At 38.5% G+C, this 21,820-nt stretch carries 19 protein-coding genes; 8 read left to right on the forward strand and 11 right to left on the reverse strand.

Annotated elements, in window-relative coordinates; all coding sequences use genetic code 11:
• Positions 1 to 281: 281 nt before the first annotated feature.
• The 8 genes from groL to U859_RS0102175 all read right to left on the reverse strand — a co-directional run bounded on the left by groL (position 282) and on the right by U859_RS0102175 (position 7,950).
• On the reverse strand, positions 282 to 1,916 hold the full coding sequence (groL, locus tag U859_RS0102135; protein ID WP_025141797.1) for a chaperonin GroEL: 1,635 nt from the start codon (positions 1,914 to 1,916) through the stop codon (positions 282 to 284).
• 108 nt (positions 1,917 to 2,024) lie between these two features.
• Positions 2,025 to 2,315 carry a co-chaperone GroES gene (groES, locus tag U859_RS0102140; RefSeq protein WP_025141798.1) on the reverse strand — a complete coding sequence of 97 codons (291 nt, stop codon included), beginning with the start codon at positions 2,313 to 2,315 and terminating at the stop codon, positions 2,025 to 2,027.
• A gap of 243 nt (positions 2,316 to 2,558) precedes the next feature.
• Positions 2,559 to 3,323 carry a TIGR03915 family putative DNA repair protein gene (locus tag U859_RS0102150; RefSeq protein WP_025141799.1) on the reverse strand — a complete coding sequence of 255 codons (765 nt, stop codon included), beginning with the start codon at positions 3,321 to 3,323 and terminating at the stop codon, positions 2,559 to 2,561.
• A 135-nt stretch (positions 3,324 to 3,458) separates the two neighbouring features.
• Positions 3,459 to 4,715, reverse strand: a complete 1,257-nt coding sequence (locus U859_RS0102155) for a putative DNA modification/repair radical SAM protein (RefSeq protein ID WP_025141800.1) — start codon at positions 4,713 to 4,715, stop codon at positions 3,459 to 3,461.
• Between the two features lie 168 nt (positions 4,716 to 4,883).
• Positions 4,884 to 5,528 carry an HD domain-containing protein gene (locus U859_RS0102160; RefSeq protein ID WP_025141801.1) on the reverse strand — a complete coding sequence of 215 codons (645 nt, stop codon included), beginning with the start codon at positions 5,526 to 5,528 and terminating at the stop codon, positions 4,884 to 4,886.
• A 69-nt stretch (positions 5,529 to 5,597) separates the two neighbouring features.
• Positions 5,598 to 5,879, reverse strand: coding sequence for a helix-turn-helix domain-containing protein (locus U859_RS0102165; RefSeq protein WP_025141802.1), 282 nt, complete (start codon positions 5,877 to 5,879; stop codon positions 5,598 to 5,600).
• Positions 5,880 to 6,209: 330 nt separating this feature from the next.
• Positions 6,210 to 6,704: a hypothetical protein gene (locus U859_RS30850; RefSeq protein WP_025141803.1), complete on the reverse strand. Its 495-nt coding sequence runs from the start codon at positions 6,702 to 6,704 to the stop codon at positions 6,210 to 6,212.
• A 67-nt stretch (positions 6,705 to 6,771) separates the two neighbouring features.
• Positions 6,772 to 7,950 (reverse strand): class I SAM-dependent RNA methyltransferase, encoded by a 1,179-nt coding sequence (locus tag U859_RS0102175; RefSeq protein WP_025141804.1) that lies wholly within the window; start codon positions 7,948 to 7,950, stop codon positions 6,772 to 6,774.
• Positions 7,951 to 8,021: 71 nt separating this feature from the next.
• Between U859_RS0102175 and U859_RS0102180 the strand changes: the two genes are divergently transcribed.
• The 3 genes from U859_RS0102180 (at position 8,022) to U859_RS0102195 (ending at position 11,336) form a co-directional block, all read left to right on the forward strand.
• A complete protein-coding gene (locus U859_RS0102180; protein WP_025141805.1) occupies positions 8,022 to 8,387 on the forward strand; it encodes a DUF3127 domain-containing protein in 366 nt (121 codons plus the stop codon).
• Between the two features lie 249 nt (positions 8,388 to 8,636).
• Positions 8,637 to 10,466, forward strand: coding sequence for a sensor histidine kinase (locus U859_RS0102190; protein ID WP_025141806.1), 1,830 nt, complete (start codon positions 8,637 to 8,639; stop codon positions 10,464 to 10,466).
• Between the two features lie 174 nt (positions 10,467 to 10,640).
• Complete coding sequence (locus tag U859_RS0102195; RefSeq protein WP_025141807.1) at positions 10,641 to 11,336, forward strand: response regulator transcription factor; 696 nt, start codon at positions 10,641 to 10,643, stop codon at positions 11,334 to 11,336.
• A 144-nt stretch (positions 11,337 to 11,480) separates the two neighbouring features.
• On the opposite strand, the gene U859_RS0102200 is transcribed toward U859_RS0102195, so the two are convergent.
• Both U859_RS0102200 and mqnB read right to left on the reverse strand, forming a co-directional pair.
• Positions 11,481 to 12,320, reverse strand: coding sequence for a menaquinone biosynthesis family protein (locus tag U859_RS0102200; RefSeq protein WP_025141808.1), 840 nt, complete (start codon positions 12,318 to 12,320; stop codon positions 11,481 to 11,483).
• Positions 12,321 to 12,437: 117 nt separating this feature from the next.
• On the reverse strand, positions 12,438 to 13,061 hold the full coding sequence (mqnB, locus tag U859_RS0102205) for a futalosine hydrolase (protein WP_025141809.1): 624 nt from the start codon (positions 13,059 to 13,061) through the stop codon (positions 12,438 to 12,440).
• A 102-nt stretch (positions 13,062 to 13,163) separates the two neighbouring features.
• Here mqnB and U859_RS0102210 point away from each other — a divergent pair, with 102 nt between their 5' ends.
• The 4 genes from U859_RS0102210 (at position 13,164) to U859_RS0102225 (ending at position 19,106) form a co-directional block, all read left to right on the forward strand.
• Positions 13,164 to 13,574 (forward strand): 6-pyruvoyl trahydropterin synthase family protein, encoded by a 411-nt coding sequence (locus U859_RS0102210; RefSeq protein WP_025141810.1) that lies wholly within the window; start codon positions 13,164 to 13,166, stop codon positions 13,572 to 13,574.
• A gap of 12 nt (positions 13,575 to 13,586) precedes the next feature.
• Positions 13,587 to 14,222, forward strand: coding sequence for a GTP cyclohydrolase I FolE (gene folE / locus U859_RS0102215; RefSeq protein WP_025141811.1), 636 nt, complete (start codon positions 13,587 to 13,589; stop codon positions 14,220 to 14,222).
• Positions 14,223 to 14,331: 109 nt separating this feature from the next.
• Positions 14,332 to 15,213: an ACP S-malonyltransferase gene (fabD, locus tag U859_RS0102220; RefSeq protein WP_025141812.1), complete on the forward strand. Its 882-nt coding sequence runs from the start codon at positions 14,332 to 14,334 to the stop codon at positions 15,211 to 15,213.
• 161 nt (positions 15,214 to 15,374) lie between these two features.
• Positions 15,375 to 19,106 carry a sensor histidine kinase gene (locus U859_RS0102225; protein ID WP_025141813.1) on the forward strand — a complete coding sequence of 1,244 codons (3,732 nt, stop codon included), beginning with the start codon at positions 15,375 to 15,377 and terminating at the stop codon, positions 19,104 to 19,106.
• Between the two features lie 45 nt (positions 19,107 to 19,151).
• Here U859_RS0102225 and U859_RS0102230 read toward each other — a convergent pair whose 3' ends face one another.
• Positions 19,152 to 20,054, reverse strand: coding sequence for a hypothetical protein (locus U859_RS0102230; protein WP_025141814.1), 903 nt, complete (start codon positions 20,052 to 20,054; stop codon positions 19,152 to 19,154).
• A 207-nt stretch (positions 20,055 to 20,261) separates the two neighbouring features.
• On the opposite strand from U859_RS0102230, the gene U859_RS0102235 reads away from it, so the two are divergent.
• Positions 20,262 to 21,806 (forward strand): glycoside hydrolase family 10 protein, encoded by a 1,545-nt coding sequence (locus U859_RS0102235; RefSeq protein WP_025141815.1) that lies wholly within the window; start codon positions 20,262 to 20,264, stop codon positions 21,804 to 21,806.
• The last annotated feature ends 14 nt before the right edge of the window (positions 21,807 to 21,820 follow it).

Consider the following 21,820-nt stretch of genomic DNA (forward strand, 5'->3'; position numbering starts at 1 on the left):
CTAGGGAATGATTTTATTGCGTTCTGGAAGCGTTGTTTTGAACCTGCTCTAACCTATCCTCAGAAATGAGTACCGGGCCTAAGACGCGTCAATAAATATTCATTACAAAGAACGTAATTTTCGCAGTACATTTTATAAAATTTTACACCAATACCAACTAAATGAGCAGGTTATAAGGGGAAGGGTGGTCGTTTTTGTAGTGAAAAGGCACAAAAAAACCCTCAGAGCATAATGTTCTGAGGGCATATTTTTACACGAAATAATTTCGCTATGAACTGATATTACATCATACCACCCATACCGCCGCCGCCCATTGGAGGCATTGAAGCACCACCTTCTTCAGGTTCGTCTGCTAAAACAACTTCTGTAGTTAATAACATCGCTGCGATTGAAGCTGCGTTTTCTAATGCTACACGACTTACCTTAGTTGGATCGATAACACCTGCACCAATTAAGTTTTCGTAAACATCAGTACGTGCATTGTAACCGAAATCGGCAGTACCTTCTTTAACTTTCTGAACTACGATAGAACCTTCAATACCTGCGTTTTCGCAAATTTGACGTAATGGCTCTTCAATAGCACGACGGATGATCTGGATACCTGTGTTTTCATCTTCGTTGGCACCTTTTAGGTTAGCTAAAGCTTCAACTGCACGGATAAAAGCAACACCACCACCAGCAACAATACCTTCTTCTACAGCCGCGCGGGTTGCATGTAAAGCATCATCAACACGGTCTTTTTTCTCTTTCATTTCAACCTCACTGGCTGCACCTACATAAAGAACTGCAACACCGCCAGCTAATTTAGCCAAACGCTCTTGTAATTTTTCTTTATCGTAATCAGATGTAGTAGTTTCGATTTGAGATTTAATCTGACTTACGCGAGATTTAATGTCTTCTGAATTACCAGCACCATTAATTACAGTTGTATTGTCTTTATCAACAACAACTTTCTCAGCAGAACCTAAATAAGTTAAATCAGCATTTTCTAATTTGTAACCTCTTTCTTCTGAAACAACAATACCGCCAGTTAAGATTGCGATGTCTTCTAACATTGCTTTTCTTCTGTCGCCAAAACCTGGAGCCTTAACAGCAACAACTTTTAACGAACCACGGATTTTATTTACTACCAAAGTAGCTAAAGCTTCGCCATCTAAATCTTCAGAAATGATTACCAATGGTTTACCAGTTTGAACCGTTTTTTCTAAAACAGGCAACAATTCTTTCATGTTGCTGATTTTTTTGTCGTAGATTAAAATGTAAGGATTTTCTAATTCTGCTTCCATTTTATCTGCATTGGTTACAAAGTATGGAGATAAATAACCCCTGTCAAATTGCATACCTTCAACTGTTTTTACTTCAGTTTCAGTACCTTTTGCTTCTTCAACAGTAATTACACCATCTTTACCAACTTTGCTCATTGCTTCAGCAATTAACGAACCGATCACCTCGTCGTTATTTGCCGAGATAGATGCAACTTGTTTAATTTTATTGTTATCATCACCAACCGCTTGTGATTGAGATTTTAAGTTTTCTACAACAGCAGCAACCGCTTTATCAATACCACGTTTTAAATCCATTGGGTTTGCACCTGCAGCAACGTTTTTAATACCGGTTGTAATAATAGCCTGAGCCAATACAGTAGCAGTAGTAGTACCATCACCAGCAATATCAGCTGTTTTTGAAGCTACTTCCTTAACCATTTGAGCGCCCATGTTCTCAACTGCATCTTTTAATTCGATTTCTTTTGCAACTGTAACACCATCTTTAGTGATTGCTGGCGAACCGAATTTTTTATCGATGATTACGTTACGGCCTTTTGGACCTAAAGTTACTTTTACTGCATTTGCAAGAATATCAACACCTCTTTTCAGGGCGTCGCGTGCTTCTACGTTATATTTTACTTGTTTTGACATTTTAAGTTTTGTTTTTAAAGTTTTAATGTTGGAGGTTGAAAAGTTTCAATTCCTCGCTTTATAACAATAACATTACAACGTTTTAACGTTGCAATATTTCAATTTTATTTACCCTACAACAGCGTAAATATCGGTTTCACGCATAATGAGGTAATCTTTACCTTCGTAAGGGAATTCGGTACCACCGTATTTACCATAAATTACAACATCGCCAACTTTTACGCTCGCTTTTTTACCTTCAGAATCTTCTTCAGAAACAGAAACAACAGTTCCTTTAGATGGTTTTTCTTTTGCAGTATCAGGGATATACAAACCCGATGCAGTTTTTTCTTCTGCCGCAGCCGGTTCAACTATTACTCTGTTCGAACTGCCAGCAATTGGTTTAAGGTTTAACGCCATAACTTTTATTATTTTTTATTTTGATTTTAAGTTTTTTAACTATGCATACATTTAACACTTTTTGTGCCAAGTGGTTTGGAGGGACAAATTTTCACCAAACTGTCAATCTTTTCACACTAATTCAGAATGTGGGTGTCAGCATGGCAGTAAGTTTTCAATTTTTTAGCCAGATTTATTGTTGTTTTTGTTCGTACTCCAGCGTTGACAACTTTACCGGCCTTATTTCCCATTAAGTTGTCAACGCTAAACCGGTGCTTTTTCTGTCAAATACTTCCAGTACCTTTTGGGTACGTGCTGCAGGTGCAGTTTGGTGTTTTTGCGGGCAACAATATTGGCACTTTTAAAATAATCTTTCCAAAGCGTTGCGTACAATGCTTCGCTTTCGTCCATTAAAACCGGAGCAGGGTTTTGCTTATTTATACCATGGCTAAAGCTGATGGTAATTTCTTCGACCGTATTTAAATTATAATGCAAACCATATTTGCGTTTCAAATCATAAATCACCCATTGCTGATCGGCATATCGGTTTTTAAAATGATTGGATATTAAGGGCAATACATTAAAATCCGGATCGATACCTGCATAAAAAATCCCATCTCCTGTTTTTTGAAAACGGATAAAGGCTTCCATACGGTGTTTTTCGCGCTCTACACTTTTGGCATATTTAGAAATTGCAATGACATGTTCATTGCCATAATTGCTTTCAGAACCCGCCTGGTTTTGAAAAATATAAATGCAAAATTGAAAAAGGTGATGATAAGCTTCCGGAATTTCTGATAAATAGCTGCAGTAGAATTTGCGCAGTGAATCCTTTTTCAGTTTCTTTTGTAATCCCGCCCAAACCCGATCGGCTTTTTCTGCATCTGTGGCTACCGTAAAACTTTCTACAAAAGCTTCAGGCTGGAAAATTTCGGTCGATTTTAGCACAGCTTTGCCCGGTTTGCGCTCAAACCATTCGAAAACCGCTGTTAAAAGGCCTTGCAGGGAGCCATCGAAAATGTAGGTCATACTTATATTGAAAGGTTTTATGTAGGTCGTCATTCCCGTGGAAGCGGGAATCTTAATGCAGTAACTTTAAGATTCCCATCCGATAGCTATCGGATCAAGTTGGGAATGACGCGTCTCCTTAAACGGCCAGCGCTTTTAAAACAAAATCATTTGATTACTATCTGTTTTAAGATACTTACTCTGACTTTCAGCCAAAATAAAAGCCTTAATCTGCGTTCCCTGATAATCTTTTAACTGATAAGGACTATCCAAACAGGTTATAAAATGTTTAGCACGATTATAAGCCACGCCAATTTTTTTTAGCTGATCAATCCTCAATTTGCCAAACTTCCGGGCCTGCACAATTTTTTGAGCAGACATTACGCCAATACCTGGTATGCGGAGAATCATTTTATAATCGGCAGTGTTAATATCAACCGGAAAATGCTGCATGTTGCGGATGGCCCAGCTTAATTTAGGGTCAATATCTACATCAAGGTTTGGGTTGGCATCGTTTAAAATTTCCTGCACCTTAAAACCGTAAAAGCGCATCAGCCAATCGGTTTGGTACAGGCGGTTTTCTCTTAATAAAGGCGGCTGTGTGCCCAAAATAGGCATCCTGGTGTCGTTACTAATGGGTACATAACCCGAGTAATAAACTCTTTTTAAAGCGAAATTTTTGTAAAAAGCATTGGCCGTGTACATAATGTCTTTATCGCTTTCTGGTGTAGCGCCGATTACCATTTGGGTACTTTGGCCTGCCGGCACAAACTTCGGCACATGTTTAATCAGTTTTTTATCTGCGGTAAATTGGGTAATCTGTTGCTGTACAAACTCAAGCGGCTTAATTACATCTTTGTGGCTTTTTTCTGGCGCTAAAAGTTTTAAGCCTGCTTCGGTAGGCATTTCTAAATTAATACTCATCCGGTCGGCGTAAAGGCCTGCTTCTTTAATCAGTTCATCGCTGGCACCAGGAATGGTTTTAAGGTGAATATAACCATTGTAATTTTGCTCCAGCCGTAGTTTTTTAACCACCAGCAGCAAGCGTTCCATGGTAAAATCGGCATTTTTGAAAATCCCCGAACTTAAAAACAAACCTTCAATATAATTACGGCGATAAAAATTCATGGTTAATTCTACCACTTCATCTACCGTAAAGGCTGCACGTTTGATGTCGTTACTTTTCCGCGAAACGCAAAACAGGCAATCGTATATACAATGGTTGGTTAAGAGGATTTTTAAAAGCGAAACGCAACGTCCATCTTCAGTATAGGTATGGCAAATGCCGGAAGAGTGACTGTCACCCAACCCTTTATTGGTGTTTTTTCTTGTGCCGCCGCTTGATGAACAAGAAACATCGTATTTAGCGGCGTCAGCAAGAATATTTAGTTTTTCACGAATTCGATCAGACATAGGGAAATTATTTACTAACAAATATAGCTTAATAACTAAAAATATTAGTAAATAGATTTATTTAATCTATTCTTTTTTGGAATAATCGTTTATCCGATAAAGGTAAGTGCTGAAAAAATGCGCCGGAATACTTGGTTGTGGGTAATTTTTAATAGACCCTGCGTAGCTTTATTTACCTTCCCATTCTTTATAGAACTGCTCCAGGTATAATAGCATAAAGTTATGACGCTCTGTTGCGATCACCTTACCTGCTTCGGTATTCATCATATCTTTTAGCAGCAGTAATTTTTCGTAAAAGTGGTTAATGGTTGGCGCCGTGGTGTTTTTATAACTTTCTTTGTTTAGATGCTCTTCTGGCAGGATGGATGGATCATAAAGCACCCTGTTTTTAAAGCCACCGTATGTAAAAGCCCTCGCAATACCAATTGCTCCAATCGCATCTAAGCGGTCGGCATCCTGAACAATCTGCATTTCTTTTGAAGTAAAACCTGCGCCATCAAAACTATTTTTGAAAGACATGTGCTGAATAATCAATTTAACATGCTCAATAGTATCTGCATCTATTGAAATGGATGTTAAGAATGCCGCCGCCATATTCGGGCCTAATTCTTCATCGCCATTGTTAAATTTAGGATCAGCAATATCGTGCAGTAACGCCGCAAAGGCAACCACAAGTTCGTCGCCATTTTCTTGCTGATTAATGGTTTGAGCAATTTTAAAAACGCGCTCAATATGGAACCAATCATGTCCGGCCTCCGCATGCGCTAAGGTTTTTTTTACAAAATCAATGGTTTTCTGAATGGTGGGCTGCATAACTCTGAATTTTTTTCAAAGGTATCGGAATTATCTGCAGGTATAAAAAAATGATATCAACAGCGCCGGCTAGATGGCCGCCGCTGCCCTGTTCTCGTCATCAGCAATGATTTTAATTAAATCGCTGTGATTAAGGGTTAATAAATGTGATACCTCAACCTCTAAAATTGCTGCAATCTGAAATAATCGGTCGATAGTTAATTTACTATAGCCGAGCTCAATTTTGCTGTAAGCATTTTGGGATATTTTTAACTTTGCTGCCAGATAATCTTGAGTATAATCTCTGTATTCTCTAATTTTTCTAATATTCCCGGCAACATTCTTCGTCTTTAACGCCAATACATCTTCCATAAAAAAGGGATAAATTTTTAAATGTTCTTTCGCTATGTACGAAACTTTCAGTCGGGCAGATTTCCAAAATGCAAATTTTTAGCACTATTAGGAATTAAGCAGGTGTTACACAGAACTAATGATGTAACAAAAAAACAGGCCAAATGTTTAATTATCAGTCTTTGGTGGTGTACTTACGGGTTCTGACTTGTTAAACCAGCGGGATCTCGGATAGAGGATTGATTTGAGCTGTGTGAAAGGTGTTGGGAAATTATTTCTTAAGGCAAAAGTAATGCTTATAAATTCTGGTAAATGTTAAGCGAAAAACTATAGAAAATCAGATGCTAAGGATTAATATAATCCCCAGTCATCTTCAAATTCGTCTTTTTCGAAATATTTAACCCATTCGATAAACAGTAAACGGAATTTTTCCATTTCGTCTAAAACGATGTCCTTATATTCTGGTGTACAGATTTCGAACATATCTGCAGCCCTTACCTGGGTTTCGAGTTCGCGGCAATTGGTTCGGATAATGGAAGCGTTTTCCATCCTTAAAATATACATGTCGGCACCTTCTGCCCCAACAATTTTAGGGCAGAGCATTAGTGCATTCTGCATAATTAGGTTAGCAGTCATTTCGGCCATTTCTCCTTCAAGCGTTTCGCAGAACAGGGCAGCATATTTATACACAGCCCTTGCCTGGTTATAAAGGCTTTTTGCCCTGGTTGCCTTTAGCCTAACCTTTTCCGCGTCATCACTCGATAGGTTTTCTTCATCCTCATCATCGCGGCCAAAACGGCTAAAATGCTCCCATTCGGGCATATGATCCATGTCATCAAATTCCATATTCTTCAAAATTTTCTACGTTATGGTACGTAAGAGAGCGTAATATATTAATTTTCAATCAAAAAGACTATGCCTCAATTAATGGTGCCCTGCGCGAGCCATCATATAATTCGTATTCCAATAAACGACAATCTAATTTACCATTATAAAATTCAATTTTTTTAGATGCTTTTAAACCTATTTTCTTTGCAAGATCAGGATTTCCGGTGAAAATATAACCAGAATAACCTTTGCATTTGGTTTTCATAAAATCGCCCATGCGCTTATAAGTTAACTCTAACTTACTATGTACACCTAAACGCTCACCATATTCTGGATTAAAAACCACAACGCCTTTACCATCTTCCGGAACAGGTGTTAATTCAAAATCGCAAACTTCAAATTCAATCAGTGTATCTACACCTGCTGTTTTGGCATTTCTACGGGTTACTTCCACTGCATCTTCAGAAAGATCGGAAGCTATAATTTTAAGATCTACATTTTTAATCACCTGATCTTTTAAAATTCTGCGCTCTGTAAAAAAATCTTCTTCATTATAGCCCAAAATGTGCATAAAACCATAATTCATGCGGTACAAGCCGGGTGCGCGGTTGGTGGCGATAAGGGCCGCTTCGATAGCCAATGTTCCTGAACCGCACATAGGGTTAATAAATGGCGATTTTCTGTCCCAGTTAGAAGCAAGGATAACACTAGAAGCTAAAGCCTCTAACATTGGTGCTTTTCCGGGTATTTTACGGTAACCGTGTTTGGCAAGGGTTTCGCCGGAGGTATCCATAAAAACATCGGCATCGGCATCTTTCCAGTATAAATGTACCACCGCTTTGTTGGCATCTGATCCTGAATTGGGGCGGATGCCTTTTTTCTCTTTCATGCGGTCAACAATGGCATCTTTAACTTTTAAATTTGCAAAAAGCGGGGTGGTAATATTTGGGTTATCCACATTTGAGGTAACCGAGAAATAGCCCGAAAAATCGATCAGTTCTTCCCACTCAATGGCCGAAATTTCTTTATATAGATCATCAGGTGTAATGGCCTTAAAACTTTTGATTGAATAGAGGATCTGACTGGCGCAACGCAGGTTTAAATTCAGCTTAATACACTCTGTAAGGGTAATATTGAGCTCAACACCCGTGGTGAAAGCCCGTACTATTGTATAGCCTAAAGCCGTAACTTCATCTTGAAGATATGGAGAAAGGCGCTTGTTGCAGGTAATAATTACCTTGCTTTTATTGTGGAAAACTTGCATCATAATATATGCGAAGTTATCAATAAAATTATAGAGATTTGATGTTTATAGTACATTAAGTAGTATTAGATATGGAAATTAAAGGAAAGGTGCACGAAGTAGGTGCCACACAACAAGTAAGTGAGACGTTTAAAAAGCGTGATTTAATAATAGAATACGCAGAAAATCCAACATACCCAGAATATATCCGTTTTGAGGCTTTACAAGATAAAACTGCATTATTAGATACTTTTAAAGCAGGTGATGAAGTTGAGGTGTTCTTTAATTTACGTGGTCGCCCTTGGACAGATAAACAAGGTAAAACATCATATTTTAACAGTTTGGTAATCTGGCGTATTAATGCCGTTGCAGCAGGCGCTCCGGCAGCAGCCCCAGCTTATGCAGCTCCGGTTGATGTAAGCAATGCACCAGGCGAAGACGATGATTTGCCTTTTTAAATAAAGAATCTTTTTTAAGCAAACAATTTTGAACCATGCCGGGGCTTTTGCCCCGGCATTTTTTTTGCCTGCCCGCCAAACTTCCGGAGTTTACCAGGCCCGGGCCCCAGCAAAACGCGGAAGCCTTCTGAGCGCTGTTAAAATATGTTAAAAACAAACAGTTAGCTTTGCTATTCAGTATTTTTGATATCTGGTTAGATTTAAAAAGATGGTGTTCCGGTTTTTTTAATCTTAAAACCTTTCTGGTTCATGAAGAAAAAGAGTTTTTGGTTAATTACTGTTTTGATGACGGTAGCTTTGCTGGGTGTTTTTGTAATGCAGTTGTATTACATCAGGGAATCCTATAAGCTAAAATCTCAGCTTTTTGATGAACAGGTAAACCAAACCTTAACTACCGTTGTAAATAAAATCCAACGCAGAAATGTTGCGGATCACCTCAACCGGAAAGACGCTGAAAATAAGTTAAAACAGCTTCAGGATTCCAGACAGCGGACACTGGATATTAAGGATTTAAGACAGCAATATGTACAGGAAGCTGAACTTCGCCAGGTTGAACGCGAAAATCAGATCGAAAATTACCTGAACCAGCAAGACAGTATTATACGTAACGCTTACCGTGCACCTGATGTAATTTCGGAAAAGGAATACAGTTCTTTAACCTCTAAAAACGGCGATAAGCTTGATCTGCAGATGGATGCTTTCGTGGATATGAAAAGCCTGATTATTAAAGGTTACAGTATGCGTACCAAGCCTTTTTCTACACCACCAAAAGCATTCGAATTTAAAAGTTTGCAAAGTTTGCCCGATACTTTAAGGTATCTGGTTTTCGACCCTAGGGATGGCAGCCCAGGTTTTGCCAATGTTCCGAAAATACCAAGCGACTTACAGAAAAAGTTTAAACGGGAAGATGAAATTGCTAAAAAGCAGCTAGAATTAAAAATTGCAGCGCTGGGCAAAGATACTTTTTCATATACAAGATTGAGTGTGGTTGAAGACGTGTCAAAAGAGCTGCAGGAAACTAAAATACCGATATATAAACGCATCAATTTTGATGCCCTTGGCCATTTATTAAAGGATGAGCTTTTGGCGCATAATATTACCTTAGAGCCCGCTTACCGCATCTCTTTAGCCCAAAAAGATTCGACTATTTTTATGATGGCTTCCAATGTAAAGGGCGAATTTTTACCAGAGAATACCTATAAAACACCCCTTTTTGGCAATGACCTGTTCCGCGATCCGGGGATGCTTTTTGTGAGTTTCCCGAATAAAAATTCGGCCATTGTTGCCAACCTGAGTGTTACGCTGGCTTCATCTATCGGTTTATTGCTGGTACTTGTTTTCATTTTTTCTTACACCCTTTATGCCATTTTAAAGCAGAAGAAATTAACAGAAATGAAGACGGATTTTATCAATAACATGACGCATGAGTTTAAAACTCCTGTAGCTACGATTATGATTGCCAGCGAAGCCTTAAGGGATCCTGAGGTTACAGAAGATAAAGCACGTTTGAAACGTTTGGCCGGAATCATTTATGATGAAAACGTGCGTTTGGGCAGTCATATTGAACGCGTTTTAAGTATTGCCCGTTTAGAAAAAGGTGAGCTTAAGCTAGAGAATACCGAGGTAGATATGAACGATTTGATCGTAATTGTACTGGATAGTATGGATTTACAGTTACAAAAAAGAAATGCAGTTATTCATGTAAATACCGATGCCGAAAATGCAGTGGTTTTTGGCGATGAACTGCATTTATCAAACGTAATATATAACCTCATCGATAATGCTAATAAATACAGTGCCGATACGCCTGAGATTACCATTACTACGCGTAATACACATAAAAATATAATTATCGAGATTGAGGATAAAGGCATCGGAATGACCAGGGAGCAATCTAAACGAATTTTCGATCAGTTTTACAGGGTGCCTACAGGTAATTTGCATGATGTTAAAGGTTTTGGCCTGGGCTTAAACTACGTTCAGGATATTATTAAAAAACTGAAGGGGACGGTTAGGGTAAGTAGCGAAAAAGATAGGGGAACCACGTTCGAAATATCTTTACCTTTATATACCGGATAACCGTCGGCACAAAAGCTTGCTTTGTCGATACATTTAAATATAACAGGTTTAATTTGCCTAATATAGTAGCGTATTAATTTAATCTACAATATAAATTAAACCGTTATGCATACTCAGAATCAAACTTTCACTGTAGGTAATGCTACATATACATACGTGAATAAAATTAATAAAATGAAAAAAATACTTCTGGTAGAAGACGACCCAAATTTAGGTTTATTATTACAAGACTATTTGCAGCTTAAAGGCAAGTTTGATGTGGTGTTATGTACTGATGGTGAAGACGGATTAAGGACCTTTAATAAGCAAAACTTCGATCTTTGTATTTTGGACGTAATGATGCCCAAAAAAGATGGTTTTACCTTGGGTAAAGACATTAGAAAGGTAAATACACAGGTTCCGATCATTTTTGCAACGGCTAAAACCATGCTGGAAGATAAATCTGCTGCTTACGATTTAGGCGGTGATGATTACATTACCAAACCTTTCCGTATAGAGGAACTTTTGTTGCGCATTAATGCGATGTTTAAGCGTGTTGCCAACAAAACTGATAACAATGATGAAGCCGCAGAAACGCAGTTCTCAATCGGTAAATATCATTTTGATTATACGACTCAGATTATTACCAGCGACGAGCAGCAACAAAAACTTTCTACAAAAGAGGCTGAGTTATTGCGTCTGTTATGTTTAAAAAAGAATACTGTTTTAACCCGCGAAGAGGCATTGTTAAGCATCTGGCATGATGATAACTATTTTAACGGAAGAAGTATGGATGTATTTTTAAGTAAACTGCGTAAATATTTACGTGCTGATCCGGCAGTGGAGATTATCAATGTACACGGGAAAGGTTATAAGTTGTTGGTGAGCTAACGTTTTAAGGTAGGAATATTCCGGAGTATCATTCTTAAACATATAATTTTCCCTAGCTGTTAAAGGTTGCATGTTATAATGTTGAAATGTTCTGGGCGTATTAAATCAACCTTCCAACCTTTAACTTTTCAACATTACAACTATCTATATATACAGGTTCTCTTTAATAGCAGGAATAATATTCCTTTCCTGTGCAAGTTTGAATAAAGTATCAACCGCTTTGCGGCCTTCTTCGCCAAGGTTAATACTATATTTATTTACGTAAAGCTCAATGTGTTTATACATTACGCTTTCTTCCATGGCTTGTGCGTGCTGACGGATAAAATCGATACCCGATTTTGGATGCGCGAAAGCAAACTCAACCGACTGGCGGATCAAACGATTTACTTTTAACTGCACTTCACGGTCTAAATTTCGGTTAATTACAATGCCTCCTAATGGAATGGCACAGCCGGTTAGTTTCTCCCAGTAATCGCCCAGATCAACAATTTTATTTAACCCTTTATCCTGATAAGTAAATCTGTTCTCGTGGATAATCAAACCCAAATCAATCTGATCGTTTAATAAGGCAGATTCAATTTCAGAGAAAACCAGTTCCTGTTTGTTTAGTAAATGCGGGTAGGCAATGCCCAGCAAGAAATTTGCAGTCGTGTATTTTCCAGGGATACCAACCTTAAGCTCGGAGTTCGGAGTTTGGAGTTCGGATTCGTCGAAATGATTTTTACTAATCAATAACGGACCAACACCAAAGCCAAGCGCGCTTCCGGCATCCAATAATGCATATTGGTTGGCTACATAAGCAAAAGCATGAAAACTTAATTTGGTAATATCCAGCTCGCCCTTCATCGCTTTTTGATTCAAGGTTTCTACATCATCATAAAAAACCTCAAATTCTAATCCTTCGGTATCAATTTTATGATGAATTAGCGCGTCAAAAATAAAAGTATCGTTAGGGCAGGGTGAAAATCCAAGTGTAAGTTTCATCTATTTATTTTTTGTTTTCAGGTGTTAGATGGAGCCTTTGACAATTAAAATAATTATTTTAATTGTGTCGGGTTCATAAATCAAAATTAACTACTGTACCACAGTAATCGGTCATAATCAGTTCATTTCTCCAATAAATGCAATGGCCCAATCGTTTAAATTTTTCACGGCCAAACCAATTTTCCAATTGTCTTTATTCCTCGGCTCCACATAATTAGATACGCTTCTGATCTGTAAACAATCTATATTCAATTGTTTAGCAGCATAAAAAACAGCAGCGCCTTCCATGCTTTCGGTGGTTGGATTTAACCTTTCTATCAGGCTTTTAATGCTTTTGTCGCTTCCGGTTACGCAATTCATGGTAATGCCTTTTGCCAGTGGCAAACCTACCTTTCGTTGGGTTTTGGCGGAGTAATGGTTCTCCCCGAAACCTAAATCGGTTATGGTTAAAAACTCGTCGCCATTTTCTGCTCCAAGCTCGGCAAAGGTATCTTCAGTAATATTCAGCACCGTGCCCAGGGCGATATTCCGGTCAAAAGAACCTGCGATGCCAAAATTTATCACCAGATCGTATTGATGAGAAAGATGTTTGCCCAATGCAAAAGCCGTTGCTACCATTCCAACGCCGGTAATTAACAGGTCGAAATTTTTACTCTCTACGAAATCTCCTTCTGGCAGGTTAAAATGCTGGTAAAAAAAGCTGAGTTCGGCTTTTGTAGCGGCAACAACTAAAGTTTTCATATGGTAAAGTTAGTAGATTATATTTTAGGTTTTCTTTAAGCTTTGGTCTTTAGTCTTTAAGCTTAAACCTTTATCCGTATATTTGCGTTTTATTTAATAGTAATGATTTACATAACGAGAAAAGCATCATTTAATGCGGCGCACAAATTGGCGCGTACTGATTGGGATGATGATAAAAATAGTGAAGTTTATGGTAAATGTGCCAACCCCAACTGGCATGGCCATAACTATTGGCTGTATGTTACAGTTAAAGGCGAGGTTAACCCGGAAACAGGCTTTCTTGTTGACCTAAAATGGCTTAAAGAGGTAATGAACGATTACGTGGTAGATAAAGTTGATCATAAAAATTTAAACCTCGACGTTGATTTTATGAAAGGTAAACTGGCTTCTACCGAAAACCTGGCTATCGAAATCTGGAAGCAGTTAGAAGCCCCGATTGCAGAAAGCGGCGCCATTCTACATTGCGTAAAAATCTACGAAACCGAAAATAATTTTGTTGAATACTTTGGTTAAACACCTGAATTAATGAGCGATAAAGACATATTGAATGGCGAATCGGAGCGCGGTTATGTAAAAGTAGACCGTTACAACGAAGAAAAAATTGAAGCTGTAGCTACACATTATAAAGATATATTAGGACAACTGGGCGAAAACCCTGAGCGTGAAGGTTTGTTGAAAACGCCGGAACGCGTAGCCAAAGCTTTGCAGTATTTAACGCATGGTTATGACATAAAACCAGATGAAATCCTTAAATCGGCCATGTTTCAGGAAGATTATAGTCAAATGGTGGTGGTAAAAGATATCGAGGTATATTCGATGTGCGAACACCACATGTTGCCGTTTTTTGGTAAAGCACATATTGCATATATTCCTAACGGGCATATTGTTGGTTTAAGTAAAATTCCACGCGTTGTTGATGCTTTTGCCCGCCGTTTACAGGTGCAGGAGCGTTTAACCAACGAAATCAGGGATTGTATCCAGAATACGCTTAACCCAATGGGAGTTGCGGTGGTAATGGAGTGCAGGCACTTATGCATGTCTATGCGCGGCGTGCAAAAACAAAACTCGGTTACCACGACGTCGGCATTTACCGGAACTTTTTTAAGCAACGATAAAACAAGAGCCGAGTTTTTAAGGTTAATTACAGCGAGTTTAGACTAGGTAGTATCAAGTATTTAGTATCAAGGTCAGGTAAAAAAGAATAAAGTATCAAGATAGGCATCTAGATAAAAACGCTAAGCGCCAAACACGATACGCCAAACTAATTATAATGAAAGCATATATTTTTCCCGGACAGGGAGCACAGTTTGTAGGCATGGGTAAGGATCTTTACGAAAACCCAAAAGCTGCAGCCTTATTTGAACAGGCTAACGAAATTATCGGTTTCCGCATCAGCGATATCATGTTCGGCGGAACTGATGAAGAACTTAAACAAACCAATGTAACCCAACCTGCTATCTTTTTGCATTCGGTTATTTTAGCAAAGGTTTTAGGTGATGATTTTAAACCTGATATGGTTGCTGGTCACTCTTTAGGCGAATTTTCTGCTCTCGTAGCGGCAAATGCCTTAAGTTTTGAAGATGGCTTAAGATTGGTAATTGCACGTGCAAATGCCATGCAGAAAGCCTGCGAGGCAGAGCCATCAACCATGGCGGCTATTTTGGGCCTTGCAGATGATGTTGTAGAAAAAATCTGTGCCGAAATTGATGCAATAGTAGTACCTGCCAATTATAACTGCCCGGGACAATTGGTTATTTCGGGTAGCATTGAAGGTATCGACCTTGCCTGTGCCAAATTAACCGAAGCAGGTGCTAAAAGGGCCTTAAAATTAAACGTTGGTGGTGCATTTCACTCACCTTTAATGGAGCCAGCAAAAATCGAACTTCAGGCAGCTATTGAGGCTACCGATATTTCAGCTCCAATCTGCCCGGTTTATCAAAATGTTGATGCAAAACCATATACAGATCCAGCCGAAATTAAAGCAAATTTAATTAAACAATTAACGGGTGCGGTACGTTGGACACAAACAGTGGGCAATATGCTTGCTGATGGTGCAACTGAATTTGTTGAAGTTGGTCCTGGCAATGTATTACAGGGCCTGGTTAAAAAAGTAAGCCGCGAAGTGCAAACCAGCAGCGCTGTTATAGCTTAATTTAATGTAATAAATATAAAATGCCAACGCCATAAGCCCAAAGTTTATGGCGTTGCTTTTTATCAATATTTAATATCTTTATCAGGAAATAGATTCATCATCATTTTAATAATACATGATATAATGATGATTTCGTTATTTCTGAAAATACAACTGTCCGGATGAAAATGAGCTTTGGTGTAAAAATTAGGTTTCTATTGCTCGTTTTGGGCTGTTGCCTTATGGTAACGTCTATTTCGTTGAGCCGTTTTACTACCAAAAGTGAATTACTGGAACACGATGCCGAACAGATTCAGCAGAACCTTTTGGCCAAAGAAAGATTGGTACAGGCTTTTTTGGCTAATAAAAAGGAAGTGGCTAAAGCCAAGCGATTTCACTTCAATCCTAAAAACGGGATTGATTTTATCAATAGCTATCGTGACATTAACGGCGTAAATCTTTTAACCTTCGAAAATAATGAGCTTAAGTACTGGAGTACCATTAAGGTTTCTGATATAGACCCCAATAATATTAAAGAGGGGAGTTCGGTATTGTTTTTTGCCAATGGCTGGTACGAGGTAATTAAAAGTACTCAAGGCAATTTTAGCCTTATTTTCCTGATTTCCATCCAGTCGCAGTATCCTTTTAAAGAAACACAATACTTTAAAAATGATATTGACCCGATTTTATCCACTACCAAATTATTAACTTTTGCTTCTTTCACAGATAAGGATGTATATGTAATAAAAAGTCTGGATAATAAATTTTTGTTTGGGCTTAAGGTAAAGCAGGGCTATGCAGAAACCTATTATTCCGGTACCCAGTTATGGTTGTTTATTGCAGGGATATTGTGTATCTGTATGTTTTTTAATTCCCTTAGCTCACTTATTGCCCGCCGTGGGCATATTGCCTGGGGCACCTTCCTGCTACTCTTTTTCTTTCTTGCTTTTCGGTTATCCGATTTATATTATGGATGGTTTAACCACCGGTTTATTCTGGATCTTTTTGATCCAAAGATATACGCAGACAGTTTTCTGATGCCCTCGTTGGGCGATTTCCTGTTGAATGTTATCGTCCTCACCTGGTTGCTGCTTTTTATGTACAACCATAAAGAACAATACAAATTTCCTGATTGGATTAAGCGCAATAAGTTTGTAGGCCTGATTATTCAGGCAGCTCTAATGGTGCTTATCGGTCAGATTGTGTGGGATACCGACGATATATTTTTCGGATTGATTTTTAACTCCAAGATTAATTTCGACATTGTAAACATCCTAAAACTAAGCGGTACAAGTTGGGTGGGGATTGTAATTTTGTGCCTGGCCTGGTTTCAGATTTACCTGATTACAGTGATTTCGGCCACGGTAAGCCGCCAGCTCAATGTAACCAATAAAGAAAGGCTTATTATTTTCCTGATTGGCTTTACTGGTGTTTTTGTTTATAAGCTTTTTGTCGATTTTAATGCATTTTTTATTGTTTTTGCACTTGTATTGTTTATTGTTGCAAGGGCTGTGTATCTCAAAGAGAAACACTTTTCTATCGGTTTGTTTGCCATTGTTTTTTTCTGCCTGGCCTTTAACACTTCCATTAAGTACACACGGTATAAAGATATTAAGGAGCGTAGCCTGCGCGAACCATTGGCGCGTAAGATACAATCATCAGAAGATTTAAATGCCATTATCGCCCTGGGTACCTTAGGGAATGAAATTGTTAAAGATGATTTTCTGTCGAGATATTTTAAACAAAATAAAACGGCAAATTATGCGGTTCTTAAAAACCACCTGAAGGATTATCTGGACGGTTATTTAAGTAGATACGACTACCAGATTTATCCTTACGATAGATCGGGGATGGTTATGGGCAATTCAGATAGTCCGCCTATTGATAAATATAAAAACCTGGTAGAATCCGGTTCAGTTAAAATAGATGGATCTAACTTTTTCTATCAGGTTAACAATACTTTTGGTTATCAGGATTATTTTGGGATTATTTCGGTGGTGGATCAGGGTAATCTTCTTGGTACCCTAGTAATCGAGCTGCGCTCTAAGCCATACAATTATAATAACCGTTTGCCCGATCTTCTAGGTGATCAGAAACTGGCTAAAGATGAAGATTTTAAAGGTTATTCTATTGCCTTTTACAGTAATAACAAGCTGCTTAACCAGTCAGGAAATTATACCTATCCGCTTGATGGCAGTGTATATAAAGGCAAAAAAGATGATTTTGTAATTGATAATGACGACAAACTGCATTACAGCCACATGATTTATAAGCCTTCTGATAGCAAAATGGTCATTATCAGTAAGGCGAAGGTTGATTACGTAGAGCGTTTAGCAGCACTATCTTTCTTTTTTCTGGTATTTATCATCTTCTCTTTAGTGCTTTATGGTTTAATCTGGTTGATCAAAAACCTCGACGACGATAAGGTGGGTTGGTTTAGCATCAACCGTTCATTAATGATCAATGCCAATAAAATCTTGTATAAAACAAGGATCCAGGTTTCTATTGTGCTCTCTGTAGTGGCTACACTGGTAATTGTAGGCTGGGTAACCTATTATTACATGAATCTCGAATACCGGGGCCAGCAAGACGCAATACTAAAGGATAAGATCAGAAAAGTTCAGCAGAATTTTGAAAAACAGGTGTTCAGTAATGGAATTATTTCGAACGATGAAAATGCCGTGGCTGATTTTAACAATTTTGCAGATATTAACAATGCCGATCTGAATTTATATGATTTAAGCGGCAACCTGATTATGACCACTTACCCTAAGCTTTATAATTATAAAATTATAGGTAAGAAAATGGGGCCTTTGGCTTATGTATCGTTAAATAGCCTTCACCGGTCAGAATACATTAATCCTAAAGAAAAAATTGGGAATTTAACCTATGCAGCTGCTTATGCGCCAATCAGGAATGCCCAGAATAAAACAATCGCCTATATCGGCTTGCCCAATTATTCGAACGAAGAAGAATATACCGATAAGATTGCGCTTTTTGTGAGTAACCTGATCAATATTTATGCGCTTGTTTTTGTGGCAATTGGGGTACTGGCCGTCTTTTTAGCCAACCAGATCACCAGTCCGTTAACCTTTATTCAGGAGAGTATTAGTAAAACCAAAATCGGGCAAAAGAACGAACCTATTGTGTGGCGGAGGCACGATGAAATTGGCTCTCTGGTTAAGGAGTATAATAGTATGATTTCGGCTTTAGAAGCCAGTGCGCTTAAACTGGCCAGATCGGAACGGGAAAGTGCCTGGCGAGAAATGGCCAAGCAGGTTGCCCATGAAATTAAAAATCCTTTAACTCCTTTAAAACTTGGGGTGCAGTTGCTGGAAAAATCGTGGCGAGAGAAAGATCCGAACTTTGAACTGAAGTTTAATAAATTCAGTAAATCATTTATTGAGCAGATTGATAGTCTTTCAAAAATTGCTTCTGAGTTCTCAAATTTTGCTAAAATGCCCGATACCAATTTGGAGCGCCTTGCATTGCTTCCGGTTATCGAGCGGGCAAGGGAGGTTTTTAAAAGTACAGAAAATGTTACGATCGATATCATCAACAAAAGTACTGGTGATATTGAAATTATGGCCGATCACGATCAGTTGCTAAGAACTTTTAATAACCTGCTCAAAAATGCGATAGAAGCTATTGACGAGGAAACTTTGTGCTGCATCACCATTGTTATTTATGTAGATCCTCAAAATGCATTTATCGAAATTAAAGATAATGGAAAAGGTATTCCTCCATCGCTGCACGATAAGATCTTTGTGCCTAACTTTACCACCAAAACATCGGGAACAGGCTTAGGCCTTGCCTTTGTAAAGCAGGCGGTAGAAAATGCAGGTGGAACGGTGAAATTTACCTCAATAAATGGCTTTGGAACTACTTTCTATTTAAGTTTTCCACTGGCTTAATAAAGAAATAAATGAGGTTGGCGTTTAATCAGGATTCGTTTAATTTTATCTCAGTTCAACCTGAGCCTTGCCCATGGTATTCCCATCAGCATATAAAATTACGGTATAGATGCCTTTGATAAAAGGCTTTGGGTTTGCCCAATCGATAACATAGGTGCTGTCATCGTTATTGTAATTGATAAAGATAGAGTGACTGTATTGCATGTCCTGCCCATCGGCTTCAAAACGGTTGCCCTCATCGGCTAATAAGTTTCCGGCAGGATCAAATACTCTTAAATAGATGTTGTGGTGACCTTTTTCTGCCAGTTGATTGGGGATGATGGTGAAACGGACACTTAATTTTTCGGCGGTAGACGATTTTGTTACTTCAACTTTTTTGCCGCTCGATTTTGTTCTGAAGGCGATAATTTCTGCCGTTTGAAGTTTTAATGCTGCTGCGGTTTTAACCTTTGCATTGAGATTCGAGTTTTCGTTCTCCAGGTTCGAAGCCTTATTGCTAATATTCCTGAGGGTATTTTGTAAACTATCGCGACTATTCTTTAAAAAAATATTGTCTTTTTGCAGCTGGATAATTTGCTCGTTGTACTTTTTTACAAATGTTTTCAGCTCATTAATCTGTGCATTGGCTTTGTCGAGTTCAACTTGTGTAAGCTGGCCTTTTTCTAAAGCGGCCTTAAGCTCTTCAATTTTAACACGGGCCAGTTTCTGTTCATCAACAAGTTTATCGTTCAGGTCGAGGTTTAAAGCGTTTACCTTATCTAGCTCAACCTCAATCTTTTCTACCTCAAGCCGCAGCTTATCCTTTTCTGCGCTAATGCTTACAGATCTTTCGCTCTGCTTTCGGTCTTTAAAAAACAGGTAAGCATTTGTGCCGATTAAAGCCGCTATAACGATGACGAGGAAGTAAATTTTGTTTCTGTCACCCTTATTAATCTTTTGTGGTTCCATTTTTAATAACGCTGTATCTTCTTTAAATTAATATACTTTTGTTCTTCCATAGGTAAATGGGGGTACACAATTAAATTAGCAGGGGCGCAAATTAAAATTTTTAATAAACTTATAAGAGTTTTTAAAAAAAATCGTTTACTTGCTAATGTTCATTTGTATTCAAATTAACACAAACACACAACCTGAATAAAAAATAAGACAGAAATAATGCTTAAAAACTTCCTATACGCACTTTTATCTTTAACTATAGTACCTTATATATTAAATGCACAACCTTTATCAAAAATTGCACCAAAAAGGGAGTTTAGAGGTGTATGGGTAGCTACGGTTACCAATATCGACTGGCCATCCAAGCCCGGTTTAAGCATTGATCAGCAAAAACAAGAACTCATCGGGATTTTAGAACGACATAAAAGCCAGGGCATGAATGCTATTATTTTGCAGGTAAGACCTGCAGCTGATGCTTTTTATGCAAAATCGCGCGAGCCCTGGAGTCAGTGGTTGATGGGGAAGCAGGGTTTAGCGCCTGCTCCTGGTTACGATCCATTGGCTTTTGCCATTAAAGAAGCCCATTTTAGGGGTATGGAGCTGCATGCCTGGTTTAACCCATACCGGGCAAGTATGAGCAGCTCTGCTGTATTAAGTGAAGATCATGCTTACCGCAAACATCCTGATTGGTTTTTTACCTATGGAGGCAAAAAGCAGTTCGATCCGGGCATTCCGGAGGTGAGGGAGTACATTGTGCAGGTTATTTTAGATGTGGTAAAGGGATATGATGTAGATGGTATCCATTTCGATGATTATTTTTATCCCTATAAGGTAGAAGGACAGACGATTAACGATGGAAATACCTTTTATAAATACCCCAATAACTTCTCGGATATTAAAGACTGGAGACGTAATAATGTCGACTTGTTGATTAAAGAACTGGATGATAGCATCCACCATTATAAGAAATGGGTAAAATTCGGGATTAGCCCATTTGGTATCTGGAAAAATAAATACGAAGATCCCGAAGGTTCTGCAACCAGTGGATTATCTAATTATGCCGAACTTTTTGCCGATAGCCGTAAATGGGTAAGAGAAGGGTGGGTAGATTATATCAATCCGCAGATTTATTTTACGTTCACCAGAAGAGTGGCACCATATGGTGTTTTGGTTGATTGGTGGAGCAATAATACTTATGGCAGGCACGTGTACATTGGGCAGGGTGCTTACCTGGTTAACTCAAGAGCTGAAGCAGCCTGGAAAAACCTGAGTGAAATTCCCAACCAGATCAGGTACCTCAGAGATAATAACAGGATTCAGGGAAGCGTATTTTTTAGTTCTAAATCCTTAAGTACCGTTGCCAAAGCAGTTGGCGATTCGTTAAAGAACGATTTATATAAATATCCGGCTTTACCGCCGCAGATGCCTTGGTTGGATGAAGTGCCACCAAACGAGCCGCAGGCCTTAACTGCGGATGCTTTAAAGGATGGCGTACATTTAAAATGGCAACTTCCATTAAAAGCTAAAGACGGAGAAACGGCTTCGGGTTTTGTAATTTACCGGTTTAGCGAAGGAGAGAAAATTTCGGTACTCGACCCTAAAAATATCATCAAAATAAGCTTTGAAGATTACCTCTCCTTTATCGATACGAATGTAGAAAGTGGAAAGCGATACAGCTATCTGGTAACTGCGCTTGATCGTCTAAAAAATGAAGGTGAACCCAGTGGACCTGTTGGTGTAGAAGTGCCTTTGGCAAAAGAATAGAAGAACCTCGGGTT

The sequence above is a fragment of the Pedobacter jeongneungensis genome, from assembly GCF_000633455.1.
Lineage (GTDB): Bacteria > Bacteroidota > Bacteroidia > Sphingobacteriales > Sphingobacteriaceae > Pedobacter > Pedobacter jeongneungensis_A.